Below are 24,444 nucleotides of genomic sequence, written 5' to 3' on the forward strand. Positions count from 1 at the left end.
ACTTGACAATTAAAATAAAGATATTATATTCTTAAATTCGATAACTTACAAAATGTAAGTAGAATATATTACATTTGTTTTTTTCATAATTTGATATGTAATTTGGAGGATATATAATGACAAACGAAAACTTTTTTAATGTTCTATATGAACGCACATCTACACGTGCATTCAACCCAGAGAAAGAAATTTCATCTACAGAGTTACACGAGATTTTAAAGGGAGCTGCTCAAGCACCTTCTGCTTGGAACTTACAGCACTGGAAATTCCTCGTATTCCAAGGTGAAGATGTACAGAAACGATTACATCCAATTGCTTATAACCAACAACAAATTCTTGATGCTTCTGCTGTAGTCGCTATTTTAGGTGATTTAGAAGCTTATAAAAATGTTGAACAAGTTTATGGTCCAATTGTAGAACAAGGATTTATGAAAGAAGAAGCAAAAGAGCGCTTAGCTAAAAATATTGAGTCTGCATATGCACGTGAGCAATTCCCAAGAGATGCAGCCTTTTCAAATGCATCTTTAGCAGCAATGCAACTTATGCTTGCAGCTAAAGCAACTGGCTGGGATACTTGTGCGATTGGTGGTTTCAACCCACAAGCACTTACAGAAGAATTCAATGTTTCATCTCGCTACGTACCAATTATGCTTATTACAATTGGTGAATCAACTTTAAAAGGCCACCCTGCACCACGAATGAGCGTAGAACAAGTGAGTGAATGGGCAAAATAATAAAGTGAAACTTGAATCAATGTGAGGGTCTTACTGCCCTTTCATACGAATAAAAAAGAAACGAAGGTAATTTCATTACCTTCGTTTCTTTTTTATTCTGTCACACATCCGTAATACTAAAATGTATGATTCGACATCCGCACATAAAAACAGTAAATTTCATGCTATTCGCATACACATAAATGACGTTTTGTGTCGAATTTTGTTAAAGTATCGAAATATAACCGTGTGTTTTTGTTACAATTATGATACAATGATAACAAATAGATAACAAGAGAGGGATTTTCATTGAGTTCATACGGAAGCTTTATTGCACTTTTATGTTACATAGTAACTGTACTGCTTCTATATTTTATTGGCGATGCTGCAAACATTTCAGTTTTACAATTCCCAAAAGAAGAAGCATTCCACTTAGAATCAGAAAAACATACTGCACGATCCATTGTACCGCTACTGTTAGCTCTTCCTGTATATATCATCGTTTTATATAAAAGCAAAAAAGTGTAAAGGCTACCTATTTCATTCATTTCGGTGGTCTTTGCACTTTTTTGTGATATCTATCCTATTTTAAACATCATTCCGTAATAAACACCCAGCTAGTCTTTTAAAATGAGAAATTCCCCTAGAAAAAATTCCACTCTCTGTCCAGTCACTCACTACCGAACTTACATAGATTATAAGTGTGAAGGGGGTGATGAGGATTATGTTTGGATCATTTGGATGCTGTGATAACTTTAGAGACTGTCATCATCATGAAAGAGAGTGCAGACATCATGAGAAAGAGAAAGAGAGAGAAGTAGTTAGACCACAACAACCAGCTGTATGTAACGTACTTGCTAATATTTCAGTTGGAACAGAGCTTTCTCTTTTAAGCATTAGAGGTAATGGCACTTTCAACAATGTAATTTTTGAAGGTTTCGCTAACGGTGTTGCTCTTTTCTCTGCTTTAGCTCGTAATAACAAAGACAACAAAGATAACAATAAAGACGATAAGAACAATCAAAACCGTAATACTTTTACTGGTATTTTACGTGTATGCCCAACTGATATCGTTGCTATCGCTATCTAATTCTGTTCCTTATCCTCTATAGTAAAAAAATAAGATTTACTTTTCTCATAGAAAAAACCTGAGACCGATTTCAAATCGACTCAGGTTTTTTTATTGATTATATGCTTTTAACGAGTTCAACAACTTCTTCAGCAGTTGACATCATTAATGCTTTTTCTGCTAATGTTTCCATTTCTGCTTTTGACAACTTGCTTAGTTGTGTTCTTGCAGGAAGAATAGATGTTGCACTCATACTGAACTCATCTAAACCTAATCCTAATAATAATGGGATAGCAAGTGAATCGCCCGCCATCTCACCACACATACCAGCCCATTTGCCTTCTTTATGAGCAGCATCGATAACCATTTTTACAAGACGTAAAATAGATGGGTTATATGGTTGGTATAAGTAAGATACTTGTTCGTTCATACGGTCTGCAGCCATTGTGTATTGAATTAAGTCGTTTGTTCCGATAGAGAAGAAATCAACTTCTTTTGCGAATTGATCTGCTAATACTGCTGAAGCTGGAATTTCAACCATCATACCAACTTCAATAGAATCAGAAACAGTTGTACCCGCTTCTACAAGTTTTGCTTTTTCTTCTAATAAGATTGCTTTCGCTTGACGGAACTCATCAAGAGTTGCAATCATTGGGAACATAATTTTTAAGTTACCATATACGCTAGCACGAAGTAATGCACGAAGTTGTGTACGGAACACATCTTGCTCATCAAGACATAAGCGAATTGCACGGTATCCTAAGAATGGGTTCATTTCTTTTGGTAAATGTAAGTATGGAAGCTCTTTATCTCCACCGATGTCAAGTGTACGAACAACAACAGGTTGACCTTCTTTTACACCTTCAAGAACTGCTTTATATGCTTCGAACTGCTCTTCTTCTGTTGGAAGATTGTCACGGCCCATGTATAAGAATTCTGTACGGTATAAACCAACGCCTTCTCCGCCATTATCGATAATACCTTGTACATCATTTGGTGTTCCGATATTTGCAACAAGCTCAACGTGATGTCCATCACTTGTTACAGTAGCTTGGTCTTTTAATTTTGCCCATTCAGCTTTTTGCTCTTCAAATTTCGCTTTCTTTTCTTCAAACGAGCGAAGAGTTTCTTCTGATGGATTAACAATTACTTCTCCATCTAAACCATCGATGATTACGATATCGCCATTTTGGATTTTCTCCATAACAACTTTCGTACCAACAACAGCTGGAATTTCCATAGAGCGAGCCATAATCGCAGAGTGAGATGTACGTCCACCGATATCAGTTGTAAAACCTTTTGCATACTTACGGTTTAACTGAGCCGTATCAGATGGTGTTAAATCTTCAGCAATAATGATTACTTCTTCAGAAATTGTACCAGGATTTGAGAAGTTAATGCCTAGTAAATGTGCAAGAACACGTTTTGTTACGTCACGAATGTCCGCAGCACGTTCTTTCATATATTCGTTATCCATGTTTTCAAACATAGAAATAAACATTGATGCAACTTCATCCATTGCAAATTCAGCATTTACTTTTTCACTATTTACTTTATCTTTTACTGGGTTTACTAGTTCTGGATCATTTAACACTAATAAATGTGCTTCAAAGATCGCAGCTTTGTCAGCACCTAGCTCAGCAAAAGCGTGGTCCTTAATAGCTTCTAATTCAGTTTTTGCTTTCTCAAGCGCAGCTTCTAAGCGTGCAATTTCTGCAGCTTCGTTTGTAATTGATTTCTTTTCGATGTTAAATTCAGGATTTTCAAGTCTGAAAGCCTTTGCAATAGCAATCCCACTTGATGCAGCGATCCCTTGAATGTTAAGAGTCATTATTCTCCTAATCCTTCGTTTTTCATAGTTTCTTCGATAGCTGCTAGTGCTTGAGCTGCATCATCACCATTTGCAGTGATTTTAATTTCCGCGCCTTGTTGAATACCTAAAGACATAACGCCCATGATTGATTTTAAGTTAACGTTCTTTCCGTTATACTCTAAGTTAATGTCAGAACCAAATTTGCTTGCAGTGTTTACAAGTAGAGTTGCTGGACGAGCATGAATTCCTGAGTCGCTAGTTACTTTAAAGATTTTTTCCATGATAATTTATCTCCTTTAAATTACAGTATTTTTTAGTTGTATAGACGTGAGTACTACATCATCTATTGTATATAATAGGCGATGTTCGGTCAACCACATCGCCTATTATAATTATAAACATTTTGCGTCAAATTCCTACTGAATGTCAATAATAGCGTTTTCGCCCTTCTTAACATTTCCATCTTTTTTCAATTCGACTTGTTGCCCTTGTTGTAAATTCGTAAATACAATTGGTGTAATGATAGATGGTGCATTTTCTTTTACAAATGCAAGATCTACTTTTAATAATGGTTGTCCTTGTTTCACTTTGTCACCTTGTGCTACAAGTGCTTCAAAACCTTCACCATTTAATTTTACAGTATCAATACCGAAGTGGATTAAAATTTCTTTTCCACCTTCAGATTGAATACCAATTGCATGCTTTGTAGGGAATACGTTGACAATTTCACCGTTAACTGGAGAAACTACTGTTCCTTCTGTTGGCTCAATTGCAAATCCATCTCCCATCATTTTTCCTGAAAATACTTGATCCGGCACTTCTGTAATTGGTAGGATTTTCCCTTCAATTGGTGAAACGATTGTTTCGTTTTCATCAACTTTTTGAGGAGCTTCTTCTACTTTTACAGGCTCTTCTTTTTCAACATGAGGTGTACGACCTGACATAATATCATGAATTTGTGATTTTAATGTGTCAGATTTCGGTCCAAAAATAGCTTGAATGTTATTTCCAACTTCAAGTACACCAGCTGCTCCAAGTTCTTTCAAGCGATCTTTATTTACATTCTTTTGTTCGTTAACTTGAACACGTAAACGAGTAATACAAGCATCTAAAGAAGCAATGTTTTCTTTACCACCAAGTGCTACTAATACTTCACGAGGAAGTTCACCAGCTTCTGCTTTTCCTGCACCTTCATTCGCATTTGCAACTTCACGACCAGGTGTTTTTAAATCCCATTTACGGATTGCAAATCGGAATCCGAAGTAGTAAATAACCGCTAGTACAAGACCAACAATAATTACCCACCACCATGCCGTACGGCCTGGTAGTACACCGAATAATAGGAAGTCGATTAAACCACCAGAGAATGTCATACCAATTTTAACACCTAAAATTTGCATTGTCATAAATGATAGACCAGCGAATACAGCGTGAATTCCAAATAATACTGGTGCTACGAATAAGAATGAAAATTCAAGTGGCTCTGTAATACCTGTTAAGAAAGATGTTAATGCAGCAGAACCTAAAATACCAGCTGCTAATTTTTTGTTTTCTGGACGTGCTTCATGGTACATTGCTAAAGCTGCTGCTGGAAGACCGAACATCATGAACGGATACTTACCAGTTGTAAATGTACCTGCTGTTAATTCTACACCGTCTTTTAACTGTGCCATAAAGATTTTTTGGTCACCACGAATTAATTCGCCAGCCGCATTTGTATACTGACCGAATTCGAACCAGAACGGTGAATAGAAAATGTGATGTAATCCAAATGGAATTAATGAACGTTCAATTAAACCGAAAATAAATGCTGCTAACGTTCTATTTGCATCAATCATTTGATGTGAGAACGTGTTTAAGCCACCTTGAATGTATGGCCAAACGAAGCACATGATAATACCTACTATTAAAGAGAATGTTGCAGTTGCGATCGGTACGAAACGCTTACCTGCAAAGAAACCTAAGTATGATGGTAATTCAATGTTGAAGTATTTATTATAGCAATATGCCGCTACTATCCCGACGATAATACCACCAAACACTCCAGTTTGTAGCGTTGGAATTCCTAATACGTTTGCATACGCTGGATCTGCAAATCCAATTTTTACTGGGTCTGCTCCAGAACTTGTTACTTTCACTAGCTTATCTACTTCTAAGAACACACTCATCGTTTTGTTCATAATTAAGTAGCCAACGAATGCTGCTAAACCAGCTACTCCGTCTCCACCAGCTAAGCCAATTGCTACCCCAACTGCGAATAGTAATGCAAGGTTAGCGAAAATAATATCACCAGATTGTTCCATAATTTTTGCTACCATTACGAACCAATCTGCTTTTAAAGCAGGAATAACATTTGTTAACTGTGGATTTTGAAATGCATTACCAAATCCAAGTAAAATACCTGCTGCCGGTAAAATCGCTACTGGAAGCATAAGCGCTTTTCCGACTTTTTGAAGAACACCAAAGATCTTCTTAAACATGGAAACCCTTCCTCTCTTATCTATATTGATACCTTCCGACAAACGCCAAAAAGGCATGAGGAAAAAAAGATAGAACGATAGCTATACAAAGGGTAGTATATCCCTTTCTCTAGCTTACATTCCTTACTTTTCTCCACTCATGCCTGATCGAATCAGTAACACGTGTCAAAAATAGGTTTACGTATAAGTTCACTATAATTAAGGCAAACGTTTTCGTTTTATACCTTAATGTGTTTGTCGAAATTTGTATAACTTTGCAATAGTTATTATACATAACTATTGTAAGCGATTCAATGATTTTTTTTAACGTTTTCATTTTCGACAAAAATATATGTCTTTTTACACATGCTCTGCCTTCACTAAGCGCTGCAGGTGCATCGTTAAATATATACTCTCTGCTTCATAAACAGGAAGTTGCAATTCTTTTTGCATAACCTTAACTAGCTTCCAAGCTAAATTATAACAAACAGGATATTCCGCCTTTAATAAATCAGCAAAACTTTGCGATTCCTCTACTTTTTCTCCTTTTTTCACCCTCTCAATAGCATATTGAAGATGACGAATAAGGCGTAAATAGTGAATACTTTCTTGGTCTAATGTAATTTGTAAGTTCGTCTCAATTAAAGATACAAGCTGTGCAATGAGACGGGAGTTTTGATTAACTGAAGATAAATCTGAATTTGTAAGTGAACTGTAAATATGGAGTGCAATAAATCCAATTTCTCCTTCTGGCAATGTAATTTGCAAACGAGAATTTAAAAGGTTTACAACACCTTCAGCAATTTTATATTCCTCTGGATAGAGCATTTTCGTTTCAACTAAAAAAGGATTATCAATTGTAAACCCTTGTTTTAAACGCTTAATCGCAAAAGAAATATGATCTGTTAAAGCGATATGAATATGTTCATTCAATGGCGATTTTGCTTTTTCTTGAATATAGAACATAATATCATTCATTAATTCAATTAATTTTTCACTCACATGTGGAACTAGCAGTTTGTATTGTTCACGATCACGTTCATTTTTTAGAACAAACATTTTTTCAATTTGTTCTTGCTCCAATACATCTTTCGCTTTTTTCCCAAATCCAATTCCTTTACCAATCACTACTACTTCCTCATGTTCAGGATGGCTAGCAATGATGACATTATTATTTAAAACTTTTTTAATTTCTAGATAATTACTCATATAACACCACCCTCGTACTTAAATAGCCTGCTTTTATGTTACAGAACATTCTTCTTTGTCGTCAATGTAAAACATCTACCATTTCATAAAAATTCATTTTTTAGACATGTTTATATATGATGCGTATAATGTAAGAGCAACTGTACATAGAAAGGAGATAGCAACATGATTAAAATGTTTGTAAGTGATATCGACGGTACAATGATGCAACACGGAGGTTTAATTGACGAACAGGATATTGTAGCACTTCGTAGTCTTGCTGAACAAAATGTGATTCTTTGTTTCGCTTCTGGCCGACTTGATAATGAAATTGCAGACTTAATGAAAGCTGTAAATACAAATTTCCACCGCATTAGTGTTAATGGTGTTTTTGTATATACAAATGAAAATAAGCAGCTATTATCTGCCACTTTTGATTCCAGCATTCTTCCTGAGTTGTTACACATGACGAATGAAGATCCTTATTTCCGTTATGTTAGTGATGAACATCATTACTACATTGAAGAAAAAACACCGTTTATTCATGAACTTGAGCAACAAGTAACGATGACTTCTGTCGAAGAACCAAATTTATTACAGAAAATAGATGATACAATTTTCCCGAATAAAATTTCTGTCGGTGGAACAAAGGAGAGCTTACAACTTCTTCAGAAAAAAATTGATGAAAAATTTCATGGAAAAGTTAGTACGTTCATTTCAGCAGAACAATGCTTAGATGTAATGCCACCTAATATTAGTAAAGGTTCTGCTATTTCTGTTTTATTAAAGGAGTTTCAATTACAACCAGAGGAAGTTGCTTGCATAGGAGATTCTTATAATGATATTCCAATGTTTGCTTTAACTCCTCACAGTTTTGCTATGGCTCAAGCAGATGACGCAGTAAAAGAACACGCTCACTATGTAGTAAATACAGTTAAAGATGCTGTTAACCACGTAATTGCTCATAATAAAAATACGACTCACTCCTTGTAAGGATGAGTCGTATTTTTTCTTTACATGTTAAACAATTTGACATTTACTGTACTTCACAAACTGAAATATATTATTTGTTACGTGCGATGTTTGTAATAAACTTATAACGATCTCCACGATAAATACATTTCACATACTCTAACGGTACTTCACCTTCTGAATATGACCATTGACGCATGACAAGCACTGGCGCCTTTTTAGGAATATGCAGATGTTCCGCTTCATTATCCGTTGCAATTGAAGCTTCAATTGATTGAGTAGCGCTAACAAGTTTGAAGCCCAGTTTTTTCTCTAAATGTTCATATAAAGATTGTTGCAATATTTCTTCGTTAATATCTTTTACAAGAGCTGGCGACAAATATGTCGTCTCAAAAGCAATCGGTTCATCGTCAGCTAAGCGAATACGCCTCACTTCATAAACCGACTCTCCCTCCTGTATTCTCAGCCGGTCTGCTATTTTCGCAGTAGCTGGAACGAGGCGGAAACTTAATAATTGACTACTTGGATTCATCCCACGAGAAATCATATCTTCTGTGAATCCTGTCATTCCTTGCAATTTTTGTTCCACTTTCGGAAGTTGGACAAACGTACCGATTCCACGTTTCCGATATAAATAACCTTGTTCCACTAAATTATTAATCGCCTGTCTGATTGTCATACGACTCACTTCGAACTTATCGCAAAGTTCATTCTCAGATGGGATTTTATCTCCCGGCTTCCATTCGCCGTCCTCAATTAGCTGTTTCACCCACTCTTGAATCTGATAATAGATCGGAAATGGTGAATACTTGTCGATGTTCATCAGCAATCGCCTCACTGCATAAAGATAGAGCTTCTTGATCAGCGATTACGGTTACATTCGGATGACGTTGTAAAACTGTAGCAGGACACGCTTCACTATATGCACCTTGCAATAATTCTTTAACAGCTTCTGCCTTTTTAGAACCCATAGCAACAAGTAGAATTTGTTTCGCTTTCATAATGCTTCCAATTCCCATTGTAATTGCATGAGTTGGCACATCTTCTTCTTTTTCGAAGAAGCGAAGGTTTGCTTGGCGTGTAGATTCTGTTAATTCAACAATATTTGTTGGAGAATTAAACGGTGTTCCTGGTTCGTTAAATCCGATGTGACCGTTTTCACCGATTCCAAGAATCTGTAGGTCAACTGGGTTAGCAGCTAGAATGCCCTCGTAACGTTTGCACTCTTCCTCTAAATCACTTGCCATCCCGTTTGGTACATAAGTTTGTTTAAATGGAAGATGATCAAACAACTGTTCTTGCATGAAATAGTGATAGCTGTTTTTATCTTCATGTGGTAAATTTACGTACTCATCTAAGTTTACAGTGGTTACACGGCTTGTATCAAGTTTATTTTTTCGCATTTCTGCATAAATACCTAATGGAGAGCTTCCTGTAGCCATTCCTAATGTTGGATTTTCTTTTGTTTTTACAACTTCTTCAATTAATTTATAACCTGCTTCTGCTAGTTCTTCTGGAGTTTTTACAACAAGAATATTCATTTCATTACTTCCCTTCCTTCATATGAATTCCTAAACGAACCGTATCATATACATGTAAATCTTCATTCATCACAACAAAGTCTGCATCTTTTCCTACCGCTAATGCACCTTTATTATTTAATCCAAACTCTTCTGCTTGGTTCACTGATGTCATTAGTACTGCATCTTCGATTGAACAACCTGTAAATTCAATTACATTTCGGAAAGCTTGATCCATTTTTAGAATACTACCAGCTAACGTTCCATCTTCTAATCGAGCACTACCATCTTTTACATGTACTGGCTGTCCGCCAAGCTCATATAATCCATCTTCAAGACCTTTTGCACGCATTGCATCAGTAATAACACTTACTTTTTTCGGTCCTTTTAATTTATATGCTAATTTCACCATATCCGGGTGAATGTGAATACCATCTGTAATTACTTCAACCATTACATCTGGATTTAATAACACATGACCAACAACTCCTGGTTCACGGTGATGTAATCCACGCATTTGATTGTATAAATGCGTTGCATGTGTAATGTTTCTATTTTTTAGTTGCGCATCAATTGCATCGGTATGTCCCATTGTGCCAACAACACCAGTTTCAGCAAGATATTGCTCGAACTCTAACGCACCTTCTTCTTCAGGTGCATATGTTACTAATTTAATTAAATTTCCGCTTGCTTCCTGCCATTGTTTAAATTGTTCAATATTCGCAGGAACAATATGTTCAAGTGGTTGTGCACCTGCACGTTTCTTTGAAACATACGGTCCTTCTAAGTGAATATATTCGAAATGTGCTCCTTTTTCTTTCGCTTCCTTCGCAGCATGTAGTGCTGCTTCGATTGCTTCTGGAGCTTGTGTCATTGTTGTTGGAAAGTAAGTTGTAACTCCTTCTTTTAACATTTCTTTACCTAGAGTTACTAACCCATCGCTATTTGCATCCATCGCATCAATATCGTATCCACCATGAATATGAACATCAATCATACCTGGAATCACAATTTTCCCTGCCGCATCTAAAACCGCTTCATTTTCTTGTGATACATATTGAGCCATCAAACCAATTTCTTTAATTGTTTCTGTGTAACGAATAAATCCGTTTTCCACTACTTCTTGACCTGTATAAATTTTGGCATTGATGACAACTTGCGTTTTCATTTTCATCGATCCTTTCCCATGAAATACCTACTTGTTATTATTACCTTATTCGCCTAATTCCATCTTAATATATGCACGAGTAGTTGTCTATACATTCTAATGAAATTTCCTCTTTGTTTAACAAAAAGGAAGCTTAGTACGTCTCTCGCAATTATAATATATGTTATTCATTTTTTCCAAAAAGGAACAATATCATCTATCGTATGAATCACTTAAGTAATGGCATTAATCCGCTAGACCCAATTGTAATATGTTCGCCGTCTGTTTCCATTTCTACTGTACGCTTATTTGTTCCATACATCATTATACCACGCTGTTTTAATCGTCTCACTACACTTTGATGCGGATGTCCATACGGATTTCTGCTACCATAAGAAAGAATCGCGAACTGTGGTTCTACCTTCTTTATAAACCTTTCACTTGTTGAAGTATATGAGCCATGATGTCCCACCTTTAACACATCTGCATGTACATCAAATTGCTTTAATATTTCAGTTTCCGTTCGCACATCAGCATCACCCATTAGTAAAAAATCTGCCTTACCATACCGAATCTTTAATACAATTGAAGATTCATTATTTTCATCTTTGGACTTCCCGTTGTTTAATACTTGTATGGAAACATGCGGATCTAACGGTATGTATTGTCCCTCTTTTACTGAAATGAAAGGGATTCCCCTTTTCTTTATATGATTTCGATACGTATGATAAGTAAGAGAACTATATGTTTTTCCACTATCTAATATAAGTGATACCGGCATCTGCTCTACAATCGGAATGAGTCCTCCAATGTGATCCATATCTGGATGAGTACTGACGATAGCATCTAAATGGTTAATTCCTTTTTCAATTAGTTTTTGGATAACAACCTCACCAGCTTCATAAGGTCCTCCATCAATTAACATCGTTTGTCCATTTGGCAATATAATAAGTGTTGCATCACCTTGTCCAACTTTTAAGAAACTCACTTTCATTTTACCAAAATGTTGCCGCTGCATATGTAAAGGAGACGCGGTATGAATAGACATCATATACCTTTTGGCAGATGCACTATTTAAAGAAAAGCATAACAAAACAGAAACTAATAATAAAACACTTCGTATACCTCTCATAACTCGTCTCCTTTTTTCAATTAGTATGGCACGGTATATAATTGATATACAAAAAAGCTTAGCAAAATGCTAAGCTTTTATTTCGATATCTCTTGTAAAGAACCGAAGAATAAATCCGCTTCATTCATTTGTTCGTTTTCTTCAGAAAGCGGAGGTAAATCATCTAATGTTTTTAATCCAAATGTGTCTAAAAATTCTTTCGTCGTTCCATATAAAATCGGACGCCCAGGTCCTTCTGCTCTTCCCATTTCTTTTATAAGTAAGTGTGATACTAACGTTTGTAACGCCTTATCGGTTTTTACCCCTCTAATCTCTTCCATTTCAGTTCTTGTAATGGGTTGACGATATGCAACAATTGCTAACGTTTCTAGCGCAGCCTGAGAGAGTGAAGCAGCTGTTGGGATATCTATTAGTTTTTGATAGTACGACGCATGTTCTTTCTTTGTAGCAAAACGATATACTTTTGCATACTGTACAATTTGCAAACCTCGGTGTGCACCTTCACATTCTTTTTGCATTTCTTCTAAAATATCGATTACTTCGTTTCCTTCAATTTCAAGGACTTTTGCTATTTGTTCAGGAGAAATCCCTTCATCACCAGAAACAAATAAAAGCCCTTCAATGATTGATTTCTGTTCTGTTCTATCCATCTTACGAGCTCCTTCCTCCTATTTTCTCCATAAAAATACACATCAAAAAACCGAATCACAATCAATGCGTTCGGTTCAATATTTTTTCTCTTGTTCCAAACGATACATTCAAACCTAGCATGAGATATACTATTTCTATCCCATTTTCCATACTAACTCTATGCAGATTTAGTATAGCTTGATACGAAAATTTCATCAAAATTATGTTCTTGTTCAATTACGATTTGTTGATTTTTCATAAGCTCAAGAACCGCTAAAAATGTTACAACCATTATTTCCCGTTCATCATCAACAAACAAATCATAAAAACTTTGACGGCCACCTTGTATTTCTAACTGCTTTAAAATATCCGTCATACGCTGTTCAATTGGTATTTCTTGACGAGTAATACGTGTTGTCACAGGTTTCTTTGCTTTTTTACGGCGCATTAATTTTTGAAATGCCGCTAGCATATCATATAACGTAACATCAAGAGGCAAGCTTGTCTCCTCCTCTTGTTGCAATGATGTAAAATCAATTGGCGGACGTGTATATAGCTGTGCTCTTTCTTGTTCTCTTTCTTTTAGTTCAGTAGCAACTTGCTTATATTTCTTATATTCAATTAACCTCTCCATCAATTCTTGACGAGGATCATCTATAAAGTCATCACCGTTATCAAGTACATCTTCTTCATGTTTCGGCAACAACATTTTACTTTTAATTTGTAATAACGTTGCAGCCATTACTAAATACTCACTTGCAACATCTAATTGTAGTTCTTTCATCGTATGAACATAAGATAAATATTGCTCTGTAATTTCCGCTACAGGAATATTATATATATCAATTTCATAACGATGTATTAAATGTAACAATAAATCTAAAGGCCCTTCAAAAGCCTCTACTTTAAAATTATACTGCACAAAGCATCCCACCACATTTTTTCTATAACAACATAAGTATAGAGCATACTCATGTTCTATCCAACCTTTTTAAGAAATTTAATTAAAAATAGACCTATGCCTATGGCATCATGCCCACCACTTCATATGATAACAGTGTAGTAAGAACAATGTAGGAGGTCAAAAAACTATGGGTCACGTTGATTGTGGTTTTAGCGGTGGGTTCGCATTACTTGTTGTATTGTTTATTTTGCTAATTATTGTAGGGGCAGCTTGCTTCTGCTAATATGAACAATAAACGACTAGGGAGAAATTCCCTAGTCGTTTATTGTTCATATTTCTATGATAAACTTATACTTATAACCGTTAGATAGGGGCGAAGAAAATGTATCCTACCGAATACATACAGTTTTTAATTCATTTTCACGGAGATTATGATTATTTTGAATGCCACGAAATACTGGAAGAGTATTGGAAAACAAAACCGAGAGGAAATCGGGATCATTATTTAGTCGGCCTCATTCAAATTGCAGTTTCTTTATACCATCACAGACGCTCTAACTGGAATGGCGCAGAGAAGATGATGAAAAGCGCCATAACGATTTTAGAAAAAAACAGTGCGCATTTACTTCGTTTAGGAATAAATGAGGCACAACTCCTGTTCTTACTCAAAGATAAATTGCAATCTATCCAGAAAGAAGAAAGTTTTACACCGTTATTTTTACCATTGTCGGATACAACATTAGAAAAGTACTGCATAGAATTATGTCAGAAACAAAACCTTCCTTGGAAAGACGTGAATGCTACTTCTAATGAATTTATAATACATAAGCACACATTACGTGATCGAACAGAAGTCATCGCTGAACGAAACGAACAATTACAAAAAAGAAAGCAGAGATAATAAACTACTTATCTCTGCTTTCACGAATGTATATTTTGTTCAAGCCCTTTACACTTTTCGCAAAAACTTGCTGTTTGCTCATTTCCGCAAATTGTAAATTCAAGAAATTTACTCTTTAACTCTTGAACCATCTTCGTCCCAATACCCATATGACGGTGAGATGGGTTCACACTCAAATGCTGAATTTCCAAAACTTGATTCTCTTTTTTTACAATCCCCATTATCCCAACAAAATCTTCGTTTTGTTTCCACAAATACAATTGCCAATCATCCTTTGCTTCATAATCTTTCATAGTCAATTGTAATGTTTTCACATCTTTTTCAGTTGGCATAAATGAAAGAAGCCCCATTGCAATCTTTTCATAACTTTTTTTAAAACGAATTAACATAACCCTTATCCCTTCTTACAAAAGTTACAAACTATTAAATCCCCTCAATCACTCTTTTCATATCACATTCATTTTACAATATTTTCAACAGAGTGAGAAGAGCTTAAAACAACTTGATAATCATACAAAGCGAAAAGAAGAAAGTCAAATATACGTTTCATTACTATTTTTTCTAAGTAGATAAAAGAAGAAACGCTGTTATATGAAAGTGAAAAGAAACATCCACCGCTCATTATCACTTCACTATTCATCACCTTAGAGCAGATGAATTCTAGCAAAATGAATGTAATAAACAACTTTTATTGAAATGTGTAATCTAATAATGTATTCTATGTGATTTGTTAAAATTTTGTTCTCATAAGCGACATATTCTCACTACAATCACATTACTACTTGTATCATGTACCGTAAACGAAATACCCATTCCTATTAAAAAAAAGAGAGCAATAGCTCTCTTTTCTCATTCACTTATTCTTCCCAAACTTTAACTTCTTTCATTACATCACCTTGACGCATGTTTAATACTGTTTCAATACCGCTTGTTACTTTACCGAATACAGTATGTACACCATCTAAGTGTGGCTGTGGCTCATGAACGATAAAGAATTGGCTACCGCCTGTGTTACGGCCAGCATGAGCCATAGAAAGTGATCCTACAAGGTGTCTATGAGGATTTCCATCAGTTTCACATGGGATAGAGTAACCTGGGCCACCCGCACCTGTTCCTGTTGGATCTCCACCTTGGCTTACGAAGCCAGGAATAACGCGGTGGAATGTCACACCATCATAAAATCCTTGCTCTGCTAGTTTTTTAAAGTTTTCTACTGTTTTTGGCGCCTCTTCTGGGAAAAATTCCAAATCGATTTTTTCACCATTTTCCATTACTATGTATCCTAAAGTTTTCATACGTATATGTCTCCTTTCAACTATCTCAGCACTATATTACCACATTCATCACTAGAAACAAAAAGAATCCGACAATCTACATACTTCTTTTTTGAAATGTGGAAAAAGCTAGGTGACAAATAAGAAATATATACTATAATAACTGTGTTGCCCGAAAATTTTAGAAAGAGAAAGGGAGCGATTTTTCGTGAAAACGAAATTACTAGCTCTGCTATTAGCTGTAGCAGTATTTATTATGCCAACAGCTTCGTTTGCAGACATCATCGAAGGAGAATCAATTGTTACACTAGGAGAAAACTTGTCTGAACAACAAAAACAAGATCTGTTAAAAGAAATGAAAGCACCAAAAGATGCTACAATTATTACTGTGTCTAATGCGGAAGAACATAAATTTCTAGAAGGGATTGTTCCAAAAGCTCAAATTGGTACGAGAGCAATTTCCTCTTCTATGATCACATACACAAAGCCAGGTTCTGGTCTCATTGTACGTTCAAAAAACATTAATTCAATAACAGATGCAATGTACACAAACGCACTTATTACAGCAGGTGTGAAAGATGCTGAAATTCAAATTACTGCACCATTTAAAGTTTCTGGAACTGCTGCTTTAACTGGCTTAATGAAAGCCTATGAAACGACATCAAACAAAGCAATTCCTGAGGAAGTAAAAAAAGTAGCCAATGAAGAAATGGTGCAAACATCCCAGCTCGGCGATAAAATTGGTGAAGAAAAAGCGGTTCAACTTGTTGCGAAAATTAAAGAAGAAATTGCCAAAGAGCAGCCAAAAACAACTGAAGATTTACGTTCATTAATTAAAAAAATTGCGGATCAACTTGGTATTACATTAACGGATGAACAGTTAGATAACTTAGTTGCGCTATTTGATAAAATGAAAAATCTTAACATCGATTGGAATCAAGTTGGCAGTCAGTTAAATAAAGCAAAAGAACATGTTTCTGCCTTTTTAGGATCTGAAGAAGGGCAAAGTTTCCTAGATAAAGTGAAAGATTTCTTCTCAAGTATCATTGATTTTGTTAAATCTTTATTCAAGTAAAAAGAAGCTCGCTAGTAGCGAGCTTCTTTTTTTATACAAGTAACGGCAATTTCATAATAGCTTCTTCAACCGAACGAACTATATGATTTGCCTTCTCCTTCACATATGGATGAGCATGATGCAGAGTGAATGAATGCGGGGTTACTTCAAACATAGAAATATCATTGAAAGAATCTCCAATGCATGCAACTTCATTTGCTTCAATTTGCAAATGTTCCATTAGTCGTCTTAAAGCACTCCCTTTACTTACTCCCCTTGGCATAATGTCAACATAGCGTTTACCAGACATAAAAACTTCCGCTTCGTTCTGAAAGGTATCTCGTAATTCTTGATCTAATGCTTCAATTGTCTCTTCTTCCCCAAAAACAAACAATTTCGCAGGATGTACAGTTTTACCAAACTCCTCTTCTAATGCTTCTATTTCAGCAATATGCACGCCCATATACGTTTCAAAATTATGATGATGTTCATTTTTTCTTTTTGTATACCGTTGCTCATTTGCACAAACAATATCTGCTAGTCCCTTTTTATGGATATATCGATATATTTCCTGGGCAATCCCATCTTCAAAACTTGATTCATGAAATATTTTCCCATCCGGTAGTAACATCGTCGCTCCATTTAAACTCGTTGTGTAATACGGGAATGCAAACCTATTTACAACTTCATCAATTCGATGAGTAAAGCGGCCTGAGGCAAAACAAATATTTGTCCCTTTTTCAGCTAACCAACAAATTGCACGTTCATCTTCTTTTTGCATATCATTCACATTGTAAACGAGCGTGTCATCTAAATCACTTACAAATAATTTAATCATGTCCTCTTCCCCTTCCATACACAATATCTACTCTAAGTGTACACAAAAAATGTTTGATTTTTGTTAAAAAACAATAAATTTTTGCTAAAAAAATAAACGGGTGTATAATCCCGTTTATTTTTGTCTTTTTACATTTTGAGGTCTTACAATACTTGGTCGTACTTTTAAACTAGACATCGTCGGACGGAGTAGAATTTTTGTTAATGCGCCCCAATCAAATGGTAAAAACGGCCATAAATAAGGTGTTTGCAAACTTTTTATAGACGTTAAAAATAAAATCAATATCGTCATACCAATTACAAAGCCCATCTCATGGAAGAGACCTGTTAAAATAATAACAAATAATTTTCCAACCTTATTCCCTAGCCCTAATTCATAACTCGGTGTTGCATAAGCACCGATCATAGAAACTGCTACATACAAAATAACTTCTGGTACAAACAAACCTACATCGATTGCTATTTGACCAATTAATATAGCGGAAATTAATCCTGCTGCAGACGATAACGGCGTTGGAGTATGAATGGCAGCCATCCTTAAAAACTCAAGCCCGACCTCTGCCATTAATACTTGTAATAAAATTGGTAAATGTGTCATCTTAGTCGGTCCAATAAAAGCAAGATTTTCTGGTAAAAGAGTTGGATCAAATACAAACACTAACCAAAATGGTAGTAAAAACAAGGAGAATAAAACACCTAAAAAACGTACCCAACGTAAAAATGTACCGACAGCTGGGTTTTGTCTAAACTCTTCTGCATGCTGTAAATGATGGAAATATGTTGTTGGCGTAATCATAGCACTCGGTGATGTATCAACAAGTACTAGAACATGTCCTTCTAATAAATGATTGGCTGCTACATCCGGTCTTTCTGTATATCGAATAAGCGGGAATGGGTTATAGCTTTGCTTTACAACAAATTCTTCCACTGTTTTATCCGCCATCGTAATGCCATCAACATCAATGTTATTTAATTCTTGTTTTATAATCTTTACTAAATCTTGATTTGCAACATCTTGTACATATGTAATACAAATATCCGTTTGCGATCTATCCCCTACTCGAATAATTTCGTTTCGAAGACGCGGATCTCGAATTCTCCTACGAATTAACGCTGTATTTACAACGATATTTTCAACAAATCCATCTCTCGCACCGCGTACTACTTTTTCGGTATCCGGCTCTGTCGGTGTTCTTCCTGGATAGCTTCGAACATCTATCGCGAACGCTTCTGTTTCGCCTTCCACAAATATAATAATAAGCCCTGATAACGCTTGAACCATTACTTCATCCATCGTTTTCACTTTACTCACTTGCTGATGAATTAAACGATTCTCTAAAAGCTTTACTGTATCTTCTTCAACATCCCTTATTTCATTCGTATCCACAGCTTCTTCTAAAATAGGAATAATATAATTCGTATCACAAAGTCCATTTACGAATAACACAGCAATTTCTTTATTCAAAATTTGAAATTTACGAATACCAACATCAAATGTAACGCCTAATCCAACCGTTTGTTTTAAATAATTTTCATTGTCACTTATGAAAGTTGAAATAGGGATATCTATTTTTTTAGGCTTCGTCATAAAACCCACTCCTTTCCAAAATTAACTGAATTGCTTTTTTAGTAATTGGTGAGCCTCTCTCCCATTCATCATTTCCACACATCTTACCAATATCACCAATTCCAACAATGACAGGAACATTCAGATCATCTAGACAATAAATTGTATCTCCGCTAATTCTGCCAATTTCACCATCTGGGAGTCCAAACTTATCAACGCCATATTCCGTTAAATTCCCGTTTCGATCCACGCTTACATCTACACGTGCCCATTCCCAATGATGTGTATTAGACGCTACCGCCAAAATCCCAAGTACATCAATTTGTTTATGCGTGGCTACATATTTTAAAGCTTTTTCACCAGATCCTTCTCCAATAAATCCACTGTCATCAAACATGACAAATACAGGGTCATATGGCGTTTGCATAATAAGCTCAACAACTTTCTTCCCTGTCAATTTGGTTGGATTGCTTTGTGATGCTGAAATACACCTTCCCCCAAATTCCTTCGTTAAAAGCTCAATTGTTCGCTTTGCATATTCATCTCCATCTGTGACCAAAACAACCCTTCGTCTCATTTGATTTATCCTTTCGGTTTACATATAAGTGCTATAAAAAATGAAAATAATATCGCTGCAGAAATGCCTGCAGACGTTAAACTAAACATACCCATACCAATCCCTATATATCCGTGTTTCTCTGCAGCATGCATTGCCCCGTGTAATAAGGAATGTCCAAAACTTGTAATAGGAACTGTTGCCCCAGCACCAGCAAACTTTATAAGCTTATCGTACAATCCAAATCCATCTAAAACTGCTCCTATCACTACAAAGGTAGCCATTAAATGAGCTGGTGTTAACTTTGCAAAATCTAACAATACTTGTCCAACTAGACAAATAGCGCCTCCTACAAGAAATGCATATATAAAATCCACAATTCACTCTCCCTTCACTCTCTCAAATACGACACCATGTGCAATTGTTGGAATTGTTTCTTTCTGCTGCATCATCATCGGGCTTAATAACGCGCCAGTAGCAACGACAAAAATTCGTTGTAAATTCCCTTTTTGCATCTCGCTTAATAAATGACCATATGTGACAACAGCTGAACAAGCACAACCACTACCACCTGCAAATACTTCTTCTTGACCCGAATCATAAATCATTAATCCGCAATCATTATATATATGCCCAATATCATAACCTTCTTCCAGTAACAGTTGTTTCGCAATTGGTGTCCCAATAGCTGATAAATCACCGGTAACAATCACATCATAATCATTGGCACTTCTCTTCAAATCTTCAAAATGCTGCTGAATTGTATGAGCCGCAGCCGGTGCCATCGCCGATCCCATATCTAAAGGGTTCGCAATTCCTAAATCTTGCACTTTTCCAATCGTAGCCGACGTAATTTTAATGGCACTTTTTTCTTTACTAATTAATATGGATCCCGCACCTGTAACAGTGGAATTTGCTGTTCCTGGTTTTTGTCCCCCATACTCTGTTGGATAACGAAACTGTCTTTCAGCTGTTGCATTATGACTACTTACCGTCGCTAAAACACGATTTGCGAATCCACCGTCTATAAAGGCTGATCCGACCGCTAAAGTCTCCATCGAGGTTGCACAAGCACTAAACATGCCTAAAAAGGGAATTCCCCACTTACGCGCAACGTAATTTGCTGTTACTGTTTGATTTAATAAATCACCCGCTAAAAAGAAATCAATTTGTGATGTTTCTACATTTGCTTTTTGCATGACTTGTTGAATAGAATCTGACATTAATCTTCGTTCAGCAAGCTCCCAGTTTTCCTCTCCGCAATGTAAATCATCATATGAAATATCAAATTCCTTTCCAAGAGGGCCTTCAGCTTCTTTTGGACCGACGGCAGTACCGGTTGCATTCACATAAATATCATTTTGAAATACCCACGTTTGTTTTCCTGTCAACCTCATACTAGCCCCTCCTTTAAGACATAAAAATTTTAAAAGTATATCTTATTAACCCAATAATGTATGCCCCGACAACACCAAAAACGATTACACTTCCCGCTAGCTTAAACATGTTTGTAGCAACCCCAAGCACAATTCCTTCACTCTTATGCTCTAGCGCAGCACTTGCCATAGAATTCGCAAATCCCGTAACAGGTACGGCCGACCCTGCTCCAGCAAATTGACCGATTTTATCATATACACCACAACCTGTTAAAATCGCCGATAATAGTACAAGAGTTGCGACGGTTGGATTCCCTGCCTCTTGTTCACTAAAATGAAAATAATGTATATAAAATTTCATCAATACTTCTCCGATTGTACAAATGAGTCCACCTACAAAAAATGCCTTAACACAATTTATAAAATAATTTGGCTTCGGATGGTATTCCTTCACTTTATTTACGTAATCGTCCTTTAGTTTTCGCCCTGTCATTTATATATTGCCTCCTACTTTACGAAATAAATCCAGTGAAACAACGAGCCTATTACTTTTCCAAGTACAAGAGCAACGAGTAAAACAACAATCTTCCCCTCTACCCCTACTCGTTTCGCTAAAATAGGTAAAACATTTAACACTTCTGTTAATGCGGCAGCGAGCATTCCAATGAATGTGCCACAAAATATTCCTAATATAACAAGCCAATATTGCGACGTTTGAAATGTAATGTTTTTCAAACTACACCAAGCTCCTGTTAATGTACCTGCAATAACTGCCCACTCAAAATATTGAATGTGCTTTCCACTTCTCGTTAATTGAGCTAGACGAGGGATTATACCAAGCACAGCTAAAAATGCAACATATCCGCTACCTACAGCAATTCCTCCTGCTAAAGCAATTAAAATAACGAATCCAGACTCAATCATCGGTAAGTTGTTTCATATTATCCTTGTTTTCATGAACAATTACATATTGGTCAAGTGACTGCTGGTATTGGAACATCTCCACTTCTAACGGACTCGGCTCTTCATTAATACGCTTTTGAAATACATGATTAAAAAATAAAACCATACCTAACCCAAGACCTAATGAATAAGGAATTTGAAATAAAAGTGGTTGCGCCTTAAATTCTCCCGTAATCATGTAATATAACCGTTGGTGCACTTGTTGCATGCTTACATCTTCATGAAAATATATGATGGCAAGAGCTGCTCCAATGAAAAGTAACAACCATACAAGTCCGAAAAAAATCGGATGTACTTTCTTTTTTTCATATATAATTTCAACAAGAGTTTGTCCAGAACCGAGTAAATTAATTTGTATATGAGCAGCTTTTCGCCTAATAATCTCGATTATTTTCATAACATCAATTACAACATGCGTTTTATCACGCGCTGTAATTTTATAAATTACCTCATCCTGTAACGACTGAACTACTGCAGCATCTCCGGCAAGTTGAGCAACATCTCCCAGCTTTACTTCATACGTAGGAGAAACTTTTAATCGATTACGCATTTTAATATAAATTGTTTGTTCCAATTTCCATTCACCTCTTCACTCTTCCTCGTAGTTGTAGTATGGTTATTCAATTTTTTTCTAATACAATTTTTTCATAAAAAAACATCTGTACCATTTCGGTACAGATGTTTTTTAGTTTATGCTTTTTTCTTAAATAAATTTGCAATGCTTAATGCGAGCCCTCCCCAAATGACTACTATTCCAATAACCATCATCATAATCGCCGATCCACTCATTATGAAACACCTCGATCTTTCCATTCTTTTTCAAGCTTAGCAGAATCTGAATGTATTTGTGCATTCCATTTCTTTAAACTAATGATTAGCGCAATGATAAGGAACGCTGCTGCAATTGACCAACCATATGTTACGACAAACTCCGTTGAGTAACCTCCATAGTTCTTTTTAATATTTTGGATTGTACCATCAATTAACATGTACCCTAACATAAGCGGAGTAATAACGAGTAAACTCACCCTCCAAAACGTCCCTAACTTAATATCAGATACGAAGTTTGCGTGGTTTTGATAAACCGGTAAACGACGTAAAATGAGTCCTATCGTAACTACTTCCGCTAGAGCAATTGTAATTAATCCGAAGTTATTAGCGAAGTAATCCACAACATCTAGGAACATAAGCCCGCCACGTGTCGCAAAAACGAGAGAAACGAGTACGAGAAGCGTCCCCATAATTCCAATTGTTTTCTGGCGGCTTAAGCTAAACTTTTCAGATACGGCAGCAAAACATACTTCCGCAAGCGAGATGAGGGATGTAATTCCAGCAACTGTTAATGATAAGAAAAATAATACGCCAAATAAAGGTGACATCGGTAATTCATTAATAATTTGCGGGAATACTACGAAAGCAAGCCCTACACCAGCACTTGCTACTTTATCAACTGGTACTCCCATATTGTTTGCCATAAATCCAAGAGCCGCAAAGACCCCAATCCCTGCTAATAATTCAAATCCTGAGTTTGCAAATCCAGTAATAAAAGCGTTATTTGTTGTATCTGAGTTTTTCGGTAAATAACTAGAATACGTAATCATAATTCCGAATGCTAAAGATAAGCTAAAGAAGATTTGACCGTAAGCAGCAAGCCATACTTTTCCGTCAAAAATACGACTCCAATCTGGTTTAAAGAATGCATCTAATCCTTGCATCGCACCTTCCATCGTCACTGCACGAACTACGATAATAAGGAACATAACAACTAGTAAAGGGATGAAAATACGGTTCACAACTTCGATTCCTTTTTTAACTCCTTTAAAAGCAACACCAAGCACAATAATCCAAACGAGAGCTAGTGGAATTAATACTTCCGGTACGAGCCCTCCAAACTGTCCAGGTTTATCTGCAACATGTAAATACTCTTTAAATAAAAATGATTCCGTGTCTTTCCCCCATGCGCCAGTAATTGCAAAATACGTATAAGAAATAGACCAAGCAATAATTACTGCATAATATGTTGAAACGATAAACGTTACACACATTTGCCACCATCCGATGAATTCAGCACGCGGATGAATACGAAAGAACGTAAGTGGCGCTGAACCACGGTGACGATGCCCAAGAGCAAATTCAAACGCCAATAATGAAATCCCAGTCGTTAATAATGCGAATAAGTACGGTAAAAAGAATGCGCCTCCTCCATTTTCATACGCCGTATAAGGAAAACGCCATATGTTTCCTAATCCAACGGCAGAGCCGACCGCTGCAAAAATGAATCCAGCCCTCGTTCCCCATTGTTGCCTCGTTTCCATATTTCCTTCCCCCTTTGTGACAAGTTCATAATTGGATTATATTTTAAATTTACT

The 24,444-nt window shown here is 36.1% G+C and carries 30 protein-coding genes; 7 read left to right on the forward strand and 23 right to left on the reverse strand.

What is annotated here, in order from left to right:
- Positions 1 to 116 precede the first annotated feature (116 nt).
- From PDQ68_RS12655 to PDQ68_RS12665, 3 genes are all read left to right on the forward strand, one after another.
- Positions 117 to 734, forward strand: a complete 618-nt coding sequence (locus PDQ68_RS12655; protein ID WP_000180605.1) for a nitroreductase family protein — start codon at positions 117 to 119, stop codon at positions 732 to 734.
- A 288-nt stretch (positions 735 to 1,022) separates the two neighbouring features.
- Positions 1,023 to 1,241 carry a hypothetical protein gene (locus tag PDQ68_RS12660; RefSeq protein ID WP_000100486.1) on the forward strand — a complete coding sequence of 73 codons (219 nt, stop codon included), beginning with the start codon at positions 1,023 to 1,025 and terminating at the stop codon, positions 1,239 to 1,241.
- A 196-nt stretch (positions 1,242 to 1,437) separates the two neighbouring features.
- The gene (locus tag PDQ68_RS12665) at positions 1,438 to 1,803 is read left to right on the forward strand and encodes a DUF3915 domain-containing protein (protein WP_000468015.1); all 366 of its coding nucleotides are present in this window, start codon (positions 1,438 to 1,440) and stop codon (positions 1,801 to 1,803) included.
- Positions 1,804 to 1,900: 97 nt separating this feature from the next.
- Here the strand turns inward: PDQ68_RS12665 and ptsP are convergent, their stop codons facing one another.
- From ptsP to glcT, 4 genes are all read right to left on the reverse strand, one after another.
- On the reverse strand, positions 1,901 to 3,613 hold the full coding sequence (gene ptsP / locus PDQ68_RS12670) for a phosphoenolpyruvate--protein phosphotransferase (protein WP_000174221.1): 1,713 nt from the start codon (positions 3,611 to 3,613) through the stop codon (positions 1,901 to 1,903).
- Positions 3,613 to 3,876, reverse strand: a complete 264-nt coding sequence (gene ptsH, locus PDQ68_RS12675) for a phosphocarrier protein HPr (protein ID WP_000411079.1) — start codon at positions 3,874 to 3,876, stop codon at positions 3,613 to 3,615. The genes ptsP and ptsH overlap by 1 nt, the downstream gene beginning before the upstream one ends.
- Before the next feature lie 135 nt (positions 3,877 to 4,011).
- Positions 4,012 to 6,075: a PTS glucose transporter subunit IIABC gene (gene ptsG, locus PDQ68_RS12680; protein ID WP_000473182.1), complete on the reverse strand. Its 2,064-nt coding sequence runs from the start codon at positions 6,073 to 6,075 to the stop codon at positions 4,012 to 4,014.
- Positions 6,076 to 6,414: 339 nt separating this feature from the next.
- The gene (gene glcT / locus PDQ68_RS12685; protein ID WP_000073863.1) at positions 6,415 to 7,263 is read right to left on the reverse strand and encodes a glucose PTS transporter transcription antiterminator GlcT; all 849 of its coding nucleotides are present in this window, start codon (positions 7,261 to 7,263) and stop codon (positions 6,415 to 6,417) included.
- A gap of 165 nt (positions 7,264 to 7,428) precedes the next feature.
- Here glcT and PDQ68_RS12690 point away from each other — a divergent pair, with 165 nt between their 5' ends.
- Positions 7,429 to 8,235: a Cof-type HAD-IIB family hydrolase gene (locus tag PDQ68_RS12690; RefSeq protein ID WP_000594234.1), complete on the forward strand. Its 807-nt coding sequence runs from the start codon at positions 7,429 to 7,431 to the stop codon at positions 8,233 to 8,235.
- Between the two features lie 70 nt (positions 8,236 to 8,305).
- Here PDQ68_RS12690 and phnF read toward each other — a convergent pair whose 3' ends face one another.
- The 6 genes from phnF to scpA form a co-directional block, all read right to left on the reverse strand.
- On the reverse strand, positions 8,306 to 9,037 hold the full coding sequence (phnF, locus tag PDQ68_RS12695) for a phosphonate metabolism transcriptional regulator PhnF (RefSeq protein WP_002194085.1): 732 nt from the start codon (positions 9,035 to 9,037) through the stop codon (positions 8,306 to 8,308).
- Positions 8,967 to 9,755 carry a glucosamine-6-phosphate deaminase gene (gene nagB, locus PDQ68_RS12700; protein WP_001024206.1) on the reverse strand — a complete coding sequence of 263 codons (789 nt, stop codon included), beginning with the start codon at positions 9,753 to 9,755 and terminating at the stop codon, positions 8,967 to 8,969. The genes phnF and nagB overlap by 71 nt, the downstream gene beginning before the upstream one ends.
- A 4-nt stretch (positions 9,756 to 9,759) precedes the next feature.
- The gene (gene nagA / locus PDQ68_RS12705; RefSeq protein WP_014893528.1) at positions 9,760 to 10,902 is read right to left on the reverse strand and encodes an N-acetylglucosamine-6-phosphate deacetylase; all 1,143 of its coding nucleotides are present in this window, start codon (positions 10,900 to 10,902) and stop codon (positions 9,760 to 9,762) included.
- A 208-nt stretch (positions 10,903 to 11,110) separates the two neighbouring features.
- Complete coding sequence (locus PDQ68_RS12710) at positions 11,111 to 12,013, reverse strand: ComEC/Rec2 family competence protein (RefSeq protein WP_001214101.1); 903 nt, start codon at positions 12,011 to 12,013, stop codon at positions 11,111 to 11,113.
- Between the two features lie 77 nt (positions 12,014 to 12,090).
- Entirely contained in the window at positions 12,091 to 12,663 is a 573-nt protein-coding gene (scpB, locus tag PDQ68_RS12715) for a segregation/condensation protein ScpB (RefSeq protein WP_000376222.1), read from the reverse strand.
- A 158-nt stretch (positions 12,664 to 12,821) separates the two neighbouring features.
- Positions 12,822 to 13,565 (reverse strand): segregation/condensation protein A, encoded by a 744-nt coding sequence (gene scpA / locus PDQ68_RS12720; RefSeq protein ID WP_001199762.1) that lies wholly within the window; start codon positions 13,563 to 13,565, stop codon positions 12,822 to 12,824.
- A 169-nt stretch (positions 13,566 to 13,734) separates the two neighbouring features.
- Between scpA and PDQ68_RS12725 the strand changes: the two genes are divergently transcribed.
- Both PDQ68_RS12725 and PDQ68_RS12730 read left to right on the forward strand, forming a co-directional pair.
- Positions 13,735 to 13,830: a YjcZ family sporulation protein gene (locus PDQ68_RS12725; protein WP_000510194.1), complete on the forward strand. Its 96-nt coding sequence runs from the start codon at positions 13,735 to 13,737 to the stop codon at positions 13,828 to 13,830.
- Positions 13,831 to 13,929: 99 nt separating this feature from the next.
- A complete protein-coding gene (locus PDQ68_RS12730) occupies positions 13,930 to 14,448 on the forward strand; it encodes a DUF309 domain-containing protein (protein WP_000283585.1) in 519 nt (172 codons plus the stop codon).
- 20 nt (positions 14,449 to 14,468) lie between these two features.
- Here PDQ68_RS12730 and ribT read toward each other — a convergent pair whose 3' ends face one another.
- The 3 genes from ribT to PDQ68_RS12745 form a co-directional block, all read right to left on the reverse strand.
- A complete protein-coding gene (ribT, locus tag PDQ68_RS12735) occupies positions 14,469 to 14,837 on the reverse strand; it encodes a GNAT family N-acetyltransferase RibT (protein WP_016718416.1) in 369 nt (122 codons plus the stop codon).
- A 68-nt stretch (positions 14,838 to 14,905) separates the two neighbouring features.
- On the reverse strand, positions 14,906 to 15,088 hold the full coding sequence (locus PDQ68_RS12740) for a hypothetical protein (protein WP_033677996.1): 183 nt from the start codon (positions 15,086 to 15,088) through the stop codon (positions 14,906 to 14,908).
- A gap of 217 nt (positions 15,089 to 15,305) precedes the next feature.
- Positions 15,306 to 15,743 carry a peptidylprolyl isomerase gene (locus tag PDQ68_RS12745; protein WP_000853792.1) on the reverse strand — a complete coding sequence of 146 codons (438 nt, stop codon included), beginning with the start codon at positions 15,741 to 15,743 and terminating at the stop codon, positions 15,306 to 15,308.
- A 187-nt stretch (positions 15,744 to 15,930) separates the two neighbouring features.
- Here PDQ68_RS12745 and PDQ68_RS12750 point away from each other — a divergent pair, with 187 nt between their 5' ends.
- Positions 15,931 to 16,797 (forward strand): DUF1002 domain-containing protein, encoded by an 867-nt coding sequence (locus PDQ68_RS12750; protein ID WP_000850502.1) that lies wholly within the window; start codon positions 15,931 to 15,933, stop codon positions 16,795 to 16,797.
- A gap of 31 nt (positions 16,798 to 16,828) precedes the next feature.
- On the opposite strand, the gene PDQ68_RS12755 is transcribed toward PDQ68_RS12750, so the two are convergent.
- From PDQ68_RS12755 to PDQ68_RS12800, 10 genes are all read right to left on the reverse strand, one after another.
- Positions 16,829 to 17,632: a Cof-type HAD-IIB family hydrolase gene (locus PDQ68_RS12755; RefSeq protein ID WP_061183918.1), complete on the reverse strand. Its 804-nt coding sequence runs from the start codon at positions 17,630 to 17,632 to the stop codon at positions 16,829 to 16,831.
- A 96-nt stretch (positions 17,633 to 17,728) separates the two neighbouring features.
- Entirely contained in the window at positions 17,729 to 19,201 is a 1,473-nt protein-coding gene (spoVAF, locus tag PDQ68_RS12760; protein ID WP_000165588.1) for a spore germination protein SpoVAF, read from the reverse strand.
- Entirely contained in the window at positions 19,188 to 19,757 is a 570-nt protein-coding gene (spoVAEA, locus tag PDQ68_RS12765) for a stage V sporulation protein SpoVABEA (protein ID WP_001254414.1), read from the reverse strand. Before spoVAEA ends, spoVAF begins: the two co-directional genes overlap by 14 nt.
- A gap of 5 nt (positions 19,758 to 19,762) precedes the next feature.
- Positions 19,763 to 20,113, reverse strand: a complete 351-nt coding sequence (gene spoVAE, locus PDQ68_RS12770; RefSeq protein WP_000345905.1) for a stage V sporulation protein AE — start codon at positions 20,111 to 20,113, stop codon at positions 19,763 to 19,765.
- Positions 20,114 to 20,116: 3 nt separating this feature from the next.
- Positions 20,117 to 21,133 carry a stage V sporulation protein AD gene (gene spoVAD, locus PDQ68_RS12775; protein ID WP_001241152.1) on the reverse strand — a complete coding sequence of 339 codons (1,017 nt, stop codon included), beginning with the start codon at positions 21,131 to 21,133 and terminating at the stop codon, positions 20,117 to 20,119.
- A 13-nt stretch (positions 21,134 to 21,146) separates the two neighbouring features.
- Complete coding sequence (spoVAC, locus tag PDQ68_RS12780; RefSeq protein WP_000147736.1) at positions 21,147 to 21,605, reverse strand: stage V sporulation protein AC; 459 nt, start codon at positions 21,603 to 21,605, stop codon at positions 21,147 to 21,149.
- A 14-nt stretch (positions 21,606 to 21,619) separates the two neighbouring features.
- Complete coding sequence (gene spoVAB, locus PDQ68_RS12785) at positions 21,620 to 22,036, reverse strand: stage V sporulation protein SpoVAB (protein WP_000572932.1); 417 nt, start codon at positions 22,034 to 22,036, stop codon at positions 21,620 to 21,622.
- Entirely contained in the window at positions 22,029 to 22,649 is a 621-nt protein-coding gene (gene spoVAA / locus PDQ68_RS12790) for a stage V sporulation protein SpoVAA (protein ID WP_000438354.1), read from the reverse strand. Before spoVAA ends, spoVAB begins: the two co-directional genes overlap by 8 nt.
- Before the next feature lie 116 nt (positions 22,650 to 22,765).
- Positions 22,766 to 22,864, reverse strand: coding sequence for a methionine/alanine import family NSS transporter small subunit (locus PDQ68_RS12795; RefSeq protein WP_000016826.1), 99 nt, complete (start codon positions 22,862 to 22,864; stop codon positions 22,766 to 22,768).
- Positions 22,864 to 24,390, reverse strand: coding sequence for a sodium-dependent transporter (locus tag PDQ68_RS12800; RefSeq protein ID WP_000450065.1), 1,527 nt, complete (start codon positions 24,388 to 24,390; stop codon positions 22,864 to 22,866). The genes PDQ68_RS12795 and PDQ68_RS12800 overlap by 1 nt, the downstream gene beginning before the upstream one ends.
- Positions 24,391 to 24,444: the final 54 nt, after the last annotated feature.

Origin of the sequence: Bacillus cereus group sp. Bc010 (assembly GCF_027716745.1) — a bacterium.
Taxonomy (GTDB): domain Bacteria; phylum Bacillota; class Bacilli; order Bacillales; family Bacillaceae_G; genus Bacillus_A; species Bacillus_A pacificus.